We start from the raw sequence: 14,605 nt of genomic DNA, 5'->3' as shown, positions 1-14,605 counted from the left end.
CCACGGGGCCCGTCGCGTACTGCGCGGGACACGAAGAAGCCCCCCGCTCTCGCGGGGGGCTTCGACCGTCTGTGCGCCGTCAGGGACTCGAACCCCGGACCCGCTGATTAAGAGTCAGCTGCTCTAACCAACTGAGCTAACGGCGCCTGGTGACGTCGTAGACATTAGCATCCTGATCGGCGTGAGGAAAAATCGTCGGGGCCCCGGTCCGGGAGAGCGGGGACCTGCGCACCCGCACACACGCCCAGAGCAGCACGTCGGGGCCCGGCAGCCAGGGGGTGCGGGTGTCGGGAGCGACCAGCCAGCGCGGCCCGCCGTCGGGCGACGCGCAGGTCAGCGGCGGTACGGTCACGGCGTCCCCGGTGCCGTGACAGAGCAGGGGCGGCATCGTGCCGCCCTGCTCCCCGGTCTCGTCCGTCCCCTCGGAGCTCTCGGAACCGCCGGTTCCCCACTCCTCCCAGGAGAGCAGCGAGGGCAGCCGCTGGGCCGTTCCGGGGGCGGCGAACAGCAGCATGCGGCCCCGGTGCGTGGCGACCGGACCGGAGCCGGGCCCCTCCGCCCACAGCCGCTCCAGCATCCGCCGCCCGAACAGCGCCGGCACGTTCACGACGTCGAAGGCGGAGCCGCAGGGGAGCACGGCGGGCGCGGTCGGGCGCTCCTCCCACTGGGCGAGCGTGCTGCGCGGACAGGGGGTGGCCCCGGCCAGCCAGGCGGCGCCGGCCGCCGTGACCTGTGCGGCCTGGGGGCCGGACTGGTCCCGCAGCAGGGCGAAGATGCCGACGCCGTGGTGCGGGGCGGCACCGGTGTGCAGGGACGTTTCGTCTTTCAGCCATGCGCTCATGGAACAAGGTCTACCGGGAGTGACAGAACTGATGCCGAGAGTTGCCGGAAAGCGGGACAGGGCGGCGGGGGAGGGGTATCTTGCCCGCCGGAATATGCCACCGGCCCTGACCCCCGGCCTGGCGACGCATCACCGGCCCCACGGCCTTCATCCGCCCCACCAGGCACACGGGTCGCACCCATGGGCCCCGCCATCGGTGCGCTTGCGTGGTGCGGGCCTTCAGTGCGCCCGGTTCACGGCGGGCGCGCGGCTCCCGGCGCGCCAGGAGCACGTCACGCTCCCGGCGCGCCGGCAGTGGCTCAGGCTCGCGGCCGTGCCTCAGGCTCTCGGCGCGTCCAGCAGGGAGCGGCCGAACTCGATCATCTTCTTCGCGTAGTCCTCGGTCCACTCCGCGCGCTGCGCGACGTCCGCCGCCGTCAGCCGGTCGAACCGGCGCGGGTCGGCGAGCTGCGCCGCCGCGATCGCCTGGAACTCCACCGACCGGTCCGTCGCCGCCCGGAACGCCTGCGTCAACTCGGTCGCACGGGCCAGCAGCTCCTTCGGATCCTCCAGCGACTCCAGGTCGAAGAAGTGCTCCGGGTCCGCCGCGGCCTGAGACGGCTCGAAGAGCAACGGCGCGGGGCGCAGCCGCTGCCGTGCGTTCCGCTCGGACTCTGTCATGTGCTGTTCCTCCCTCGCGCGGCCGGGACGGCCACCCTCCATTGTCCGACCCCGCGCAAGGGGGCCCCGGCCCCCGGCCGGGAGCCGCGTTACGGCCGCCACCGGACCCGGTGCTCGGCGAGGTGGGCCAGCACCGCGTGGTTGGCCTCCCAGCCGTCCGGGAACTTCACCGTGACGCCGAGCTGGACCGGCTCCGTGGACGGATGCTCGTCCAGCAGGTCCGCCACCCCCTCCCGGCACACCACGACGCACGCGTGCCGGTGCCGGGACGCCAGCACGCACAGCCGGCCCGTCTCCAGGTGGAACGCGGTCGCGTCGGGCCGCCCCGACAGCGGGTGCAGCACCACCGTGACGTCGAACTCGCGGCCCTGGAGCCGGTTCGCCGTGTCCACCGCGACCCCCGTGACGCCCAGCTCCGCCAGGGCCGCCCGCACCGCCGCCGCCTGGTCGCGGTGGGCCGTGCCGACCGCCACCCGGTCCGCCGTCACCGGAACGGGGTCGTCCGCCCGCTCGCTCGTCGCGACGCCGCCCCGGTCCAGCAGCCGCCGGACCACCAGAGCCACCGCCCGTACGGCCTCGGGATCGGTGCGCGGGGTGTGCCGGGCCGGCAGCTCCAGCAGCCCCCACCCGGACTCCGCCGCCTCGTCCAGCACCCGGTCGGGCCCCGAGCCGTCCGACGCCACCCCGAACGAGAGCTTCCGGTCGCCGTGGTCCGTACCACTGCGGAACGGCGTGTACGGGTAGAACGCGTCCGACACCAGCGGGGCCGCCGACGCCGGGAGACGCCACGAGACCGGCAGCCGGTGCTGCGGCAGCTCCGGGTTGTGCGCGAGCAGGGTGGAGACCGCGCTCGCGGACGGGTCGTAGCTCAGCCCCGCCCACTGGTCCGCCCCCACGATCGAGAAGGGGTCCAGCTGGCCCGGATCCCCGACGAACAGCGCACGCTCGAACAGCCCGGCCACGGCCAGCAGCGCGTCCGAGCGCATCTGGTACGCCTCGTCGACGATCGCGTGCCCCCACGGCTCCACGTTCTTCACGTGCGCCCACTTGGCGGCCGTCGAGATCACCACGTCGAGCCCGGCCAGATCCGCCGCCTTCGCGGACTTCGTGACGTTGGCGAGCCCGTCCAGAACCTTGTCGTACGGGTCGGAGTCGCTGCTGTGCAGCCGTCCCACCGGCAGCTCCGGGTCCTTCTCCGCGAGCCGTACCACCAGGTCGTCGACCTGGGCGTTGGTCTGCGCGATCACCATCAGCGGATGGCCGGCGGCGGCCAGCTCCAGGGCCGCCCGCACCACCAGCGTCGACTTGCCCGCGCCGGGGGGCGAGTCCACGACGACGCCCCGGCTGCTGCCGTGCAGGGTGTCGTCGAGGATCGCGCCGGTCGCACGGGCCGCCGCCGCGCCCGGGTCGAAGACGACGGTCACAGCGGTCCCTCCGGGGCGGTGGGCGTCGGGGTCACAGCAGGTCCTCCGGGGTCACGGGGTCGGGGTGCTCCGCGCGCGCGGCGGCGTCCGCGCCCGGCGGGCCGCCGTGGGTCCACGGCGTCTCCTCCGGGTCCGGCAGCTTCGGCCCGCCGCGCTGGTCGTGCTCGAACAGGGTCCAGGCGATCCGGTCGCCGGGCTCCGGCACCGAACCGGGCGCGGGCTCCTTGCCCCGGCCCATCCGGTCCAGGAGCCGCAGGACCATCAGGACCCCGCCGTCGGCGGCGGCCCCGCCCGCAGGGGCCCGGAAGCCGCTCGCACGGGCCGCTTCGCCGTCCGGGGCGGCGGGGGAGCCGTTCTCGTGGGCCGCGCCGGCCGACGGCCCGTCCGCGTACCGCACGAACTCGGCCGTCTGCGGCTTGCCGTCCAGTGAGCGGTAGACCTTCGTCCGCTCGGACAGGTGCGGCCGCTCGTCCGTGCGGACCGTGACCAGCGGGCGCGGGGAGGGCCGCTTGGACTCGGTGTACGCCATCTCCACCTCCGTCACCGTGGCGAGGAACGCCTCGCCCGCCAGCCGCCGCCCCGCCAGCACCAGCGGATCGTCCAGCGCCTCCTGCGCCTCCAGCTGCGCCTGGGCGGTCTCCCGTGAGGCCAGCTTCTGGGCCGCCGTCACCGCGTCGTCGCGGCGCGGCTGCGGCGGCTCGCCCGAGCGCACCCGGTCGCGGTGGCCGGTGAACGACCACCGGTCACGGGACCAGCGGTCCTCGGTCCGGGACCCCTCGGGCAGCTCCCGCAGCAGGTCGAGACCGTGCCACACCGCGTCCCAGGTCGGCAGCATCACCCGCGCCAGCAGCGAACGGATCTGCCGCTCGGCGGCGCTCAGCTCGGCCAGGCGGGCATCGGCGGCCAGCCCGTCCTCGGCGGAGGCCAACGCCGTACGCGCCCGGTCGTACCGCTCGATCGCCGGGGCGAGGAGGCGGTTGTCGAAGTCCGGATCGGTCGCCGGCCCGGCCGGCGGGCACAGCAGCTGGCCCTCCCCGTCGCGCGCCAGCTCCGCCCGCAGCGCCGCCTCGGCCCCCGAGGAGCCGGCCGGCGGGTCGATCCAGGACAGCAGCGCGCCCAGGTGCTGGTCCTCCAGGCTGCTCTGCCCGGTGGCCCAGTGCCGGTTCAGCAGGTCCGTCGCCGCCAGCAGCAGCGAGGAGCCGGGCACGCGGGCCCGCTCCCCGTAGTGCGTCAGCCAGCGGCCCAGCAGCGGCACGCGCGCCGGGGCCGGATACGGGGTGTCCGGGTCGTCCTCGGCGGTGCGGCGGAACCGCATCGACCGGCCGAGCAGCCGGACGAACTCGATGCCCGCCCGGCTCGGCACGATCAGCTGGGCGGCGTCCGTGCACAGCTCGACCTCGACCTTGGTCCTCTTGCCGGTCGCCGGGTCGGTCTCGTTGCGTTCGGCGGGCTCGACGACGTCCGCGTACGCCTCGATGTGCGGCAGGACCGCCTCCGCCAGCTCGGCCAGGAACGCGAACCGCAGGTCCCGGTCGCGCGGCTGGGCCACCGCCAGCAGCCGGGGCGCCTCCCGGTCCGTGCCGACCAGCGCCCCGAGCGGGGCCCCGGCCTCACCGGCGGTGGTCAGGGGCACCAGCACGAGCGGGCGTTCGGTGAGGTGACGGTGGCGGACGGTCGCCAGCGGCTGGGCGCGGCCGGAGTCCACGGCTTCCAGCCGGGCCAGGGTGGAGATCAGCGACATGAACCCGCCTCCTTCGGAGCCCCGGAACCCGCGCCGGCCGGGCCCCGGGCGTCGGCCGGGGGCGCGGCCCCCGGTCCCCCGGTCCCGGCTTCCCACGCCCCGGACCCGGCGCGCAGGGCGGCGGCGCTCTCCAGCGCCTCGGCGCGCAGGGCGGCGGCCCGGCGGAGGGCGGCGACCGTCGGATCGGCGGGATCGCCCTCCTTCCCCGCGGCGGCGGCCAGCACCCCGGCCACCGTGGTGAGCCCGCCCAACTCCCCCCGGACACCGCGGCCCAGCGTCTCCACCGCGCCCTCGGCGCGGGACTTCGCCCGGCAGTGGAAGGCCAGCTCGCAGGCGGACAGGCACTCCGGGGCGTACGCCGGTGGCACCGCGGCCACGGCGGCGTCCAGCTCCTCGGGGGCGCACGCCGGATCGAACGTCGTCCCCTCCGGCAGCTCCGCCGCGATGTCCTCGATCCGGGTCAGCCGGGTCAGCTGGCGGCGGGTCACCGCGCGCTGCTTGCGTACGTCCACGACGGACGCGGTCGGCAGGTTGGAGAAGTCCTTGGGACAGACCAGCAGTACCTGGTGCCCGACCCGCGCGCCCTCGGTCACCGCGGCGACCCGCTCCAGCGCCAGCACGTAGACCGCGGCCTGCCGGGCGGCGGCGCCGACCTTCGACGCGTCGGCCGAGGCGTCGATCATCGGGAACGACTTGATCTCGACCACCGTCCACCCCCCGTCCGGGTGCACCACGACCGCGTCGGGCTCCAGATAGGCGGGGGAGCCCGCCACCTCCAGGGCCAGCATCGGGTGATCCAGCAGGGCCCAGCCGCCCGCCGCCGTGGCCTCCCGCAGGGCGAGCGCGGTGCGCGCGGCGCGGCCCTCGGGTCCGGCGGCGCTCAGGTCCGGTGTGGCGGCGTCCCCGGCCGGGTGAGGCGCGCCGCCGCCGAGCCGCTCGTACAGCAGGCGCAGCAGCTCGGCGCCGCCGTCCGCCTTGACCTTCGCCTCGAACGCGTTGCCCCGCATGAAGGCGAACTGGGACTGCCCGAAGGGGGCCGGGGAGCCGAGCGCGGTGGCCAGCACGCCCTTGTCCACCCCCGCGCCGTCGAGCAGGGCCCGCCGCTTGCAGCCGGGGTTGGCGGCGAGCGCGGCGAGGGCTCTCGCGTCGAGCGGGTGCGGTGCGACGGAGGGGCCGCGCAGCTCAGCGAGCCGCTGCCGGAGCGTCGTCGCTGGTGGCCGCGGGGTCGGCGCCGCCGGCTGACGCGCCGTCGACTGCCGTGCCGGGGGGATCTGCGGAGGTGGTCCGCTGGCCGGGGATGCGCTCACCCGGGGAAGTCTTGCATCCGGTACTGACATTCGGGGCCGCGGTCGCGGATCCGGTACCGGAGACGGGGCGATCGGCGCCCGTGGACCCGCCCGCAGGCCGTCCGTCGAAGCCTCCCGTGGCCCCGCCCGTAGGACCGCCGGTGAACAGGACGGCGGCCGGTCCGGTGAACCGGGCCGCGCCCCACGCCTTGACCCGGTCGGCACACCGCACCACGGGCTTGACCAGCAGGGCTCCGGCCCCCATCACCGCGGCGCCCGCGACGGCGTCCAGGAAGTAGTGGTTGGCGGTGCCCATCACGATGACCGTGGTGAGCAGCGGATAGGCGATGCCCGCTGCCCGCACGAGGGGGTGGCGGCCGTGCCGCCACAGCAGGACCCCGCACCAGAGCGACCAGCCGACGTGCAGGCTGGGCATCGCCGCGTACTGGTTGGTCATCCCGCTCAGCCCGCGGGGGGCGCTCGCCCCCTGGCCCCACCAGCCGTACGCGCTGTACTGCGCCATCGTGTCCACGAAGCCGTGGCTCGCGTCCAGGAGCCGGGGAGGGCAGGTGGGCAGCAGCGAGAAGCCGACCAGCCCCAGCAGCGTGGAGTTCATCAGCCAGACCCGTGCCGACCGGTACAGCGCCGACCTGCGCCGGAACATCCAGATGAGGACGGCGGGGGTGACCGCGTAGTGGAGGGAGGCGTACGCGAAGTCGGCGGGTATCCCGAGGGAGGGGGTGCTGGTGAAGAGGCGGTTCAGCGGGTGTTCGGCGTTGAGGTACAGCGCCTGTTCGAGCCGGAGGATCGCCAGGCCGTGGCCGACCGCCGTCGACACGTCGCCGCGGACCAGGAGCCTGCCCACCGAGTACAGCGCGTAGACCACCGCTATCAGCGGCAGCTCGGTCCACCAGCGGGGCCGATGACCGGTGGCGGGCGGCGCGATGGCGTGCGGCATCCGGTAGCTCTCCCCCAAGGTCATGCGGCTGACGGCGAACGTTCAACCGTACGGGGGCACCGTGCCCCCGTATCCACCGGGGGTCTCCCGTTCGGACGCCCCGCAGACAGCGGCCCCGCCGTGACCGATTTCTCGGGCCGGGTGCCGCGCAGGGAGGGACGCCCGCCCGGCCCGGCAGGTTGCCCGACGATCCGGTACGGGAAGATGGAAGGTCCCACCAGCACCAGCACCAGCACCAGCACCAGCACCAGCGTTCCAGGGAGAGCCTTCATGGCACCGCGCATCCTGCTCGCCCGGCACGGCCAGACCCAGTGGTCGGTCCAGGGCAACCACACCGGCAGGACGGACATTCCGCTCCTGGACACCGGGCGCGAGGGCGCCGAGCTGCTCGGCGAGCGGTTGCACCGGGCGCCGTGGGACGGACTGCCCGGAGTCGAGGTCCGCACCAGCCCGCTGGTCCGGGCCGCCGAGACGTGTGAACTCGCCGGGTTCGGGAAGCGGGCCGAACCGTGGGACGCGCTGATGGAGTGGGACTACGGGGCGTACGAGGGGCTGACCCCGGCGCAGATCAAGGCGGACCGGCCCGACTGGCTGATCTGGCGCGACGGGGTCCCGGACGGGGAGTCCGTCGCCGACGTCACCGCCCGCGCGGACGAGATCGTCGCCTGGGCGCGGTCGGCGGACCGTGACGTCCTGGTCTTCGCCCACGGCCACATCCTGCGGGCGCTGGGGGCGCGCTGGCTGGGCGAGGACCTGTCCTTCGGCGCGCGCGTGCGGCTGGAGCCGACGTCGCTGTCGGTGCTGGGGTGGGCGTACGGGATGCCGGCCCTGGAGCGCTGGAACGACACGGGCCACCTGGACCGGTAGCCCTTCCGCTCCCACGAACCGGGTGGCCCGGACGGGCTTCCGCTTCCACGAACCGGGTGGCCCGGACGGGCTTCCGCTTCCACCCGCCGGGGTGGCCCGGACAGGCTTCCGCTTCACGCTCCGGCCGGCGGCTCCGGCCTCGCGGGGCCGCCGGCCGGTGGGGCGGGCCGCACGGGCCCGTCCGGGGGGAGTGCCGCGTGGCGGGTGAGGAAGGCCGACACGTCCGCCGCCCCCGACCGGGGCTCCAGCACCCGCGCGGCGCCCGCCACCATCCCCCGGATCCGTGACGACCGCACACGGGTCAGCAGGTCCAGCACCTGGTGTCCCGTCGCCGCCGCCTCGTCCGCCCGGCCCGCCCGCGCCAGGTCCCCCAGGAGCTGGGCCCGGTACAGCGCCAGGTTCCGGGTGAAGTGGGCGTCCTGGAGCGCCGTCGCCCGCCGCCCGTGCCGCGCCGCCCGCGACCAGTCGCCCAGCGCCGACCAGCACTGGGCCTCCAGCAGCTCCAGCTCCGCCTCCCGGAAGAAGCTCATCCACTCCGGATCGTCCGCCGACGGGCCCCGCTCGAACGCGGAACGGGCCCGCCCGATCGCCCGGTCGCACCCCGTCCGGTCCCCGAGCCCCGCCCGGCCTCCCGCCTCCCGCAGTGCCAGCAGCGCCAGCAACCGGGGCGACCCCAGCGAGCGGGCCGCCCGCAGTCCGGCCTCCGCCGCCCGCACCGCTTCCCTCGGCCGGCCCGCGTCGCGGGCCAGGAACGACGTGTTGCAGAACGCGTGCGCCTCCAGCCCCGCGTCCCCTGCCAGCCGCGCCGTGGCCAGCGCCTCCGCGTAGTGCGAGCGGGCGTCGTCGAGCCGCCCCGAGTCGTGGGCCAGCCACCCCACCGAGATGGCCAGCTCGCCCGCGCCCGCGTGCAGCCGGTCCGCGGTGGCGCGCCGCGCGGTGGTCCCGGCGTCCAGCAGTTCGTACGCGGCGCGCAGCGGGCGGGCGGCCTGCCGGTAGAGCCCGCCCGCGCCGCGCCGGTCGTCCAGCAGCCGGATCTGCCGTACGGCCTTCTCGACGGCGTCGACCTCTGCCTCGCCGACCCGGCGCTGCGCGGGCAGAGAGATCCGGGCGGCGGAGGCGGAGGCCCCGCCGAAGCCCAGGGAAGCGGCCGCCACCGTGGTGGTGCCGCTCGTCATGAACACGCGACGCAGCACGTCGCTCTCCTCGGGGATGTCGTGGATGTCGTCGGGTCCGGTGCCATGACCGGGAAGGGCGGGAGCGGCCGGGGCGGACGCCGCCGGGACGGCCGCGGGCGGGGGTTCGGACACGACGCGGGCACCCCGTCCCCGGACGGTCTCACGCGCCGAGAACCCCAGGTCCGTCAGCGACAGCCCGGGGAACATGTGCAGGAAGACGCGTTCGTAGGCGTAGTTGGGGCAGCGGATCTCCCCCGACTCCACGCGCCCGATGTACCGGGCGTCGCACGCGACCTGCTCCCCGATCTCCCGCGCCGCTCTGCGGACGGCGGTGGCGAACTCCCCGGCGGAACGCGGTCCGCGCAACCGGCGGAAGGCGAGGTTGGGAACTGCCGCTGTCGACGCCATGACCGGCCCCTCTCTGGTGCGGCCGGGGCTCGTGCCACCCGGTGTCCCCCGGTGCCCCCGGCGGAGCATGAACGTACCTGCTGTGACGAGACGCACACACAGCGTTTCGGTGCGAAAAGGGGCATAGCGTCTACGATCCGCCATGAACTGCCACCCTTTGCGGCGGTGTGGGCCCGTAGCCCTTGACGTGTCCGGCGCGTTGGTCCCCGTGGAGACGGAGTGTGGCTCCGTTCGGCGATGAGAGGAGGGGTTCCCTTGTTGCAGACCGGCAGGGAGACCGGCTCACGGACGACCGCGACGCAACCGGCGACCCCCGGGCCACCGGCGACCCCCGTACCGCCGAAGCCCCCCGGGCCCCCCGTGCATCCGAAGCCCCCCGAGCCGCCCGCGCAGGGGAGTCCGTCCTGCGACCTGGTCACGGTCCCGGCCCGGCAGGGTCTGGAAGCCGTCGACATCCTGCGGCGCGGCCGGGACCGGGAGCCCGTCGGCCCGGTCCTGCACGACGGTGCCTGCGACACCCTCGGCTTCCTCGTCCCGCCGGGCACCGCCGACGCGTGGGACGTACCCGGCAGCGCCTGTACGCGCACCGACGGGCGCGGGCTGCGCCTCCCCTCCGTGCCGCCCGTCTCCGGCTCCGGCTGGCTGCTCCCGCCCGCCGAGGACGCCCCCGTCACCGATCCGGCCGTGCTCCGCGCCGCCCTCGACCAGGCCGCCCGGATGATCGAGGCGGCCGACAACTGCTGCTGAGTCCATAATGGGCACACCGGCCGAACGCCTCCGCGGGGCCGGCGACCCCGCCCCCACCAGCAAGGACCAGCGAACGTGGCACGTCGAGGAGGGCCGGGCAGGGGCAAGGCCGCAGCCAAGGGCAGGCCCGCGGCCGAGGCCGCGCAGCCGAAAGGGCGTCGGAGCGGCGGCCGTGCCGAGCGCGAACCGGTCTCCCGGCCGGTCGGCGGCGGGCTCGCCGAACTCATACCCGACCGGGAGCGCCCGCACGGCTGGACGCTCCTGATCGACGGCGCCCCGCAGTCCCACGTGGACCTCGACGACCCCGCGTACCTCTCGTTCGCCTACCAGCGCCGCATCGGGCACGCCATCGACCTCGCCGCACCCCCGCTCAAGCCCTTGCACGTCCTGCACCTGGGCGGCGGGGCGTTCACCCTCGCGCGGTACACCGCCGCCACCCGCCCCCGTTCCACCCAGCAGATCGTCGAACTCGACGCGCCCCTCGTCCAGCTCGTCCGGGACCGCCTTCCGCTGGACCCCGGGGCCCGCGTCCGGGTCCGGGTGGCGGACGCCCGCGAAGGGCTCGGCAAGCTCCCGGACGACTGGGCGGACCTGGTCGTCGCGGACGTGTTCAGCGGGGCCCGGACCCCCGCCCACCTCACCTCCGCCGCCTTCCTCGCCGAGGTGCGCCGGGTGCTCAGGCCCTCCGGCCAGTACGTGGCCAACCTCGCGGACGGGCCGCCGCTCGCCCATCTGCGCGGACAGGTGGCCACCGCCGCCGCCGTCTTCCCCGAACTGGCCCTGGCCGCCGACCCGGTGGTGTGGCGCGGCCGACGCTTCGGCAACGCGGTGCTGCTCGCCTCCGCCGTGCCGCTCCCGGTCGCGGAGTTCACCCGGCGGGTGGCGACCGATCCGCACCCCGGCCGCGTCGAACACGGCCGCGCGCTCACCGACTTCACCGGCGGCGCGGCCGTCGTCACCGACGAGGCGGCCAAGCCCTCGCCCGCGCCGCCGCCGTCCGTCTTCGAGGACCCCTGAGCCGGCCGCCACGGCTCACGGTTCGACGACCTGCACCGTCGGCGGCGTCCCGTTCCAGGTGCAGAACACCGAGTACGTCGTCCCGTCCTCACCGCCCCCGTCGCTGAAGTCCACCCGGATCCAGGCGTCGTTCGTCCACACCCGCATCGACCAGCCCGGCTCCGGAGTCGCGGAGACGAGCTTGGCCGACTCCTCGCCCAGCTCGAACACCGCCCGGCCCCCGTCCGTGCGGTAGCTCCGTACCTCGCCCGAAGCCGACGCCCCGGAGGCACCCGACGATCCGAGAGGCCCGGACAGCTTCGCCGGGGTGGACGAGGGCGTGCGGGTGGGGCGCGGGGCGGAGGCCGAGGGGCGCGCGCCGCCGGTCTGCGGCGCGCCGGAGGGGGAGGGCGACGCCCGGTGCGTCGAGGAGACCAGCGGCGGGCCGCCGCCCTGCCCGACACGCGGGGGAGCCCCCGAACCCACCGAGATCGGCACGGCCCGCGGCCGGTCGTAGGCCGTCCCCGACATGACCGTGTGCACGCCCCACCACGTGAGCGTGACCGCCGCGCCGGTGGCGAGCGACCACGCCAGCACGTGTACGAGTCCTCGTTGCATCGGGCACATCCTGCACCACCCGGCCCGCTCCCGCCGCTCCCCGTACGGCACTTGACGGTCCCCGAGGCCACCGTACGCACCCTTCTCCGGCCTTTGCGGAGGATTCCGGCGGGGCCGGGACCGTGCCCGCCGGCATGGCGTACGGTGCCGCCCATGGCAAGTGTGCTCGTGGTCGAGGACGACCAGTTCGTGCGTTCCGCCCTCATCCGGCACCTCAGCGAGGCGTCCCACACGGTGCGCAGCGTGGGCACCGCGCTCGAAGCGCTGCGCGAGGTCGCGCACTTCCGTTTCGACGTGGTCATCCTCGACCTCGGGCTGCCCGACCTGGACGGCGGCGAGGCGCTGAAGATGCTGCGCTCGATCACCGACGTTCCCGTGATCATCGCGACCGCGCGGGACGACGAGAGCGAGATCGTCCGGCTGCTCAACGACGGGGCCGACGACTATCTGACGAAACCGTTCTCCGTGGAGCACCTCTCCGCCCGGATGGCCGCCGTGCTGCGCCGCTCCCGTGCCGCCGGGGCCGAGGCCCCGCCGCCCGGCGTGATCCGCGTCGGCGGCCTCGCCATCGACCCGCTGCGCCGTACCGCCGAACTCGACGGGGCCGGACTCGACCTGACCCGCAGGGAGTTCGACCTGCTCGCCTTCCTGGCCGGGCGGCCCGGCGTGGTCGTCGCCCGCAAGGAGTTGCTGGCCGAGGTCTGGCAGCAGTCCTACGGCGACGACCAGACCATCGACGTCCATCTCTCCTGGCTCCGCCGCAAGCTCGGTGAGACGGCCGCCCGGCCGCGCTACCTGCACACCCTGCGCGGCGTCGGCGTGAAGCTCCAGCCGCCGGCCGACGCACCGGCCCCGGCCCCCGCCACGGAGCCGCCCGCATGAGATGGGCCCTGGTCAAGGTCTGTCTGGCGGTCACGGCCATGGTCGTCATCGCCTTCGCCGTACCGCTCGGCCTCGTCGTCCGGGAGATGGCCAGCGACCGGGCGTTCTCGGACGCCGAACGGCAGGCCGCGACGATCGGCCCGACCCTCACCATCACCTCCGACCGGGAGGAGCTGACCCGTGCGGTCCTGTCCACCGAACCGGGCGGCCGGGGCCGCCTCGCCGTCCATGTCCCGTCCGAGAGCGGCCCGTCGGACATCGGCACCCGGCGTGCCACGCCCCGGGACGTCGAGACCGTGCGCACGGCCGGGCGCGCCTCCGTCGCCGAGGTCGAGGGTGGCTTCGCGCTCCTCCAGCCGACCGCGCTGGGAACCGGGGAGATCGCCGTCGTCGAGGTGTACGTCCCCGACCGCGAGGTGTCCAACGGGGTCGCCACCGCCTGGCTGATGCTGGCGGGCGTCGGCGTCGCGCTGATCGTCGGCTCGGTCGCCGTCGCGGACCGGCTCGGCGTACGGATGGTGCGGCCGGCCCAACGCCTCGCGGGCGCCGCCCAGGACCTGGGGGAGGGGAAACTCTCCACGCGGGTGCCCGAGGAGGGGCCCACCGAACTGCGGTCCGCAGCAGTGGCGTTCAACTCCATGGCCGACCAGGTCGTCCAGCTTCTGGCCAACGAGCGGGAGTTGGCGGCCGACCTGTCGCACCGGCTGCGCACCCCGCTCACCGTGCTCCGGCTGAACGCCGCCTCCCTCGGGGAGGGACCGGCGGCCGAGCAGACACGGTCGGCCGTCGAGCAGTTGGAGCACGAGGTCGACACGATCATCCGCACCGCCCGCGAACAGCGCCCGCAGACCCAGGGGTTGCCGGCGGGGGCGGGGTGCGACGCCTCCGAGGTGATCCGCGAGCGCATGGGCTTCTGGTCGGCGCTCGCGGAGGACGAGGGTCGCGAGACGCGCGTGGCGGGGATCGACCGTACGGCCCGCATCCCGGTCTCCCGTCCCGAACTGGCCGCCGCGCTCGATGCCTTGCTCGGGAACGTCTTCCGCCACACTCCCGTGGGCACCGCCTTCGCCGTCGACGTCCACCACAGCGGCGACGCGGTCATCGTGCTGGTCTCCGACGCCGGGCCGGGGATCGCGGACCCGGCGACCGCCCTCGCCCGGGGCGGCAGCGGGCGCGAGGGGACGGGCAGGCCCGTCGGCTCCACCGGCCTCGGCCTGGACATCGTGCGCCGGGTCGCCGAGTCCACCGGCGGCGACCTGCGCATCGGCAGGTCCGTCCTCGGCGGCACGGAGATCCGGATCTGGATCGGTCTGCACGGCAGCGGCCCCGAAGGCGGCCGGCGTGGACACGGCCGCCGGGTCGGCCGCCGCATCGGCCGCCGACGGCCCCGGGAGCCGCGGCCCGCCACCGGCCCATCCGCCGGGCCCCCGCACTGATCCCGCCCGGACGTACTCCCGTCCCGACCGGGAGCCGGCGGCTCACGGGCGCTGCCTCACCCGGTCGACGATCCCCCGGCCCGCCACGTGCGACAGCTGGGCGTTCGCCAGTCCTTCGCCCATCGCACCGAAGCGGTTCCCTCAGCCCCCGCGCCCTCGCCTCCGGCCGACCCCGCACCGCGGCGAGCGCACTTTCGGCCACCCGGACCCACGCTCATCGGGCCGCGGAGGTCGCGGTCCCACCCTCCGAACCAAGCACGGTGTTAGCTCCGTCTTAAGCGCACCTTAGGAACAGCACGCGCTGTCCGATACGAAAGCTTTGCCCGTTGTGCAACTGCTAGCGTGCTCGTCGTAGCACTCCTGGGAAGTCGTCGAACCCCACCTTCCCCAGGGCCCCCACGTCGGCCCCCGCCACCACCGTTCGCCCCGGTGGCGGCGGGGAAACCGGCTCCCGCAGTCCGCGGCCCGCACACTCCCGAACTCGCGGCCGGTACGCCCCTGGGTACAGCCCCCTGTCGCGTACGCCCCCGGGTGCCGGCCCTCGACCGCTCCCGCCCCCCACCGCG

General features: G+C 75.4%; 13 protein-coding genes and 1 tRNA gene. 5 read left to right on the top strand and 9 right to left on the bottom strand.

Annotation, left to right across the window (positions count from 1 at the left end):
- Positions 1-72: 72 nt before the first annotated feature.
- The 7 genes from QFZ71_RS09755 to QFZ71_RS09725 form a co-directional block, all read right to left on the bottom strand.
- Positions 73-146 (bottom strand) — tRNA-Lys (locus QFZ71_RS09755).
- On the bottom strand, positions 137-841 hold the full coding sequence (locus tag QFZ71_RS09750; protein ID WP_307667866.1) for a bifunctional DNA primase/polymerase: 705 nt from the start codon (positions 839-841) through the stop codon (positions 137-139). Before QFZ71_RS09750 ends, QFZ71_RS09755 begins: the two co-directional genes overlap by 10 nt.
- Before the next feature lie 318 nt (positions 842-1,159).
- The gene (locus tag QFZ71_RS09745; RefSeq protein WP_307667865.1) at positions 1,160-1,501 is read right to left on the bottom strand and encodes a hypothetical protein; all 342 of its coding nucleotides are present in this window, start codon (positions 1,499-1,501) and stop codon (positions 1,160-1,162) included.
- An 89-nt stretch (positions 1,502-1,590) separates the two neighbouring features.
- A complete protein-coding gene (locus QFZ71_RS09740) occupies positions 1,591-2,925 on the bottom strand; it encodes an AAA domain-containing protein (protein WP_307667864.1) in 1,335 nt (444 codons plus the stop codon).
- 31 nt (positions 2,926-2,956) lie between these two features.
- Positions 2,957-4,666 carry a hypothetical protein gene (locus QFZ71_RS09735; RefSeq protein WP_307667863.1) on the bottom strand — a complete coding sequence of 570 codons (1,710 nt, stop codon included), beginning with the start codon at positions 4,664-4,666 and terminating at the stop codon, positions 2,957-2,959.
- A complete protein-coding gene (locus tag QFZ71_RS09730) occupies positions 4,657-5,937 on the bottom strand; it encodes a hypothetical protein (protein WP_307671392.1) in 1,281 nt (426 codons plus the stop codon). The genes QFZ71_RS09735 and QFZ71_RS09730 overlap by 10 nt, the downstream gene beginning before the upstream one ends.
- A complete protein-coding gene (locus QFZ71_RS09725; RefSeq protein WP_307671391.1) occupies positions 5,849-6,910 on the bottom strand; it encodes a phosphatase PAP2 family protein in 1,062 nt (353 codons plus the stop codon). The genes QFZ71_RS09730 and QFZ71_RS09725 overlap by 89 nt, the downstream gene beginning before the upstream one ends.
- A gap of 270 nt (positions 6,911-7,180) precedes the next feature.
- Between QFZ71_RS09725 and QFZ71_RS09720 the strand changes: the two genes are divergently transcribed.
- Positions 7,181-7,777, top strand: coding sequence for a histidine phosphatase family protein (locus QFZ71_RS09720; RefSeq protein ID WP_307667862.1), 597 nt, complete (start codon positions 7,181-7,183; stop codon positions 7,775-7,777).
- 113 nt (positions 7,778-7,890) lie between these two features.
- Here the strand turns inward: QFZ71_RS09720 and QFZ71_RS09715 are convergent, their stop codons facing one another.
- Positions 7,891-9,360 carry a tetratricopeptide repeat protein gene (locus QFZ71_RS09715; protein ID WP_307667861.1) on the bottom strand — a complete coding sequence of 490 codons (1,470 nt, stop codon included), beginning with the start codon at positions 9,358-9,360 and terminating at the stop codon, positions 7,891-7,893.
- 237 nt (positions 9,361-9,597) lie between these two features.
- On the opposite strand from QFZ71_RS09715, the gene QFZ71_RS09710 reads away from it, so the two are divergent.
- Positions 9,598-10,107 (top strand): hypothetical protein, encoded by a 510-nt coding sequence (locus QFZ71_RS09710; protein WP_373465095.1) that lies wholly within the window; start codon positions 9,598-9,600, stop codon positions 10,105-10,107.
- Between the two features lie 75 nt (positions 10,108-10,182).
- The gene (locus tag QFZ71_RS09705) at positions 10,183-11,124 is read left to right on the top strand and encodes a spermidine synthase (RefSeq protein ID WP_307667859.1); all 942 of its coding nucleotides are present in this window, start codon (positions 10,183-10,185) and stop codon (positions 11,122-11,124) included.
- Between the two features lie 15 nt (positions 11,125-11,139).
- Here QFZ71_RS09705 and QFZ71_RS09700 read toward each other — a convergent pair whose 3' ends face one another.
- Positions 11,140-11,721 carry a hypothetical protein gene (locus QFZ71_RS09700; protein WP_307667858.1) on the bottom strand — a complete coding sequence of 194 codons (582 nt, stop codon included), beginning with the start codon at positions 11,719-11,721 and terminating at the stop codon, positions 11,140-11,142.
- 153 nt (positions 11,722-11,874) lie between these two features.
- Between QFZ71_RS09700 and QFZ71_RS09695 the strand changes: the two genes are divergently transcribed.
- Positions 11,875-12,603, top strand: a complete 729-nt coding sequence (locus QFZ71_RS09695; protein WP_307667857.1) for a response regulator transcription factor — start codon at positions 11,875-11,877, stop codon at positions 12,601-12,603.
- Positions 12,600-14,039 carry an ATP-binding protein gene (locus QFZ71_RS09690; RefSeq protein ID WP_307667856.1) on the top strand — a complete coding sequence of 480 codons (1,440 nt, stop codon included), beginning with the start codon at positions 12,600-12,602 and terminating at the stop codon, positions 14,037-14,039. Before QFZ71_RS09695 ends, QFZ71_RS09690 begins: the two co-directional genes overlap by 4 nt.
- Positions 14,040-14,605 lie beyond the last annotated feature (566 nt).

Origin of the sequence: Streptomyces sp. V2I9 (assembly GCF_030817475.1) — a bacterium.
Lineage (GTDB): Bacteria > Actinomycetota > Actinomycetes > Streptomycetales > Streptomycetaceae > Streptomyces.
The sequence above is the reverse complement of the archived record's forward strand: the minus strand, read 5'-3'. Positions and strand labels throughout refer to the sequence as shown.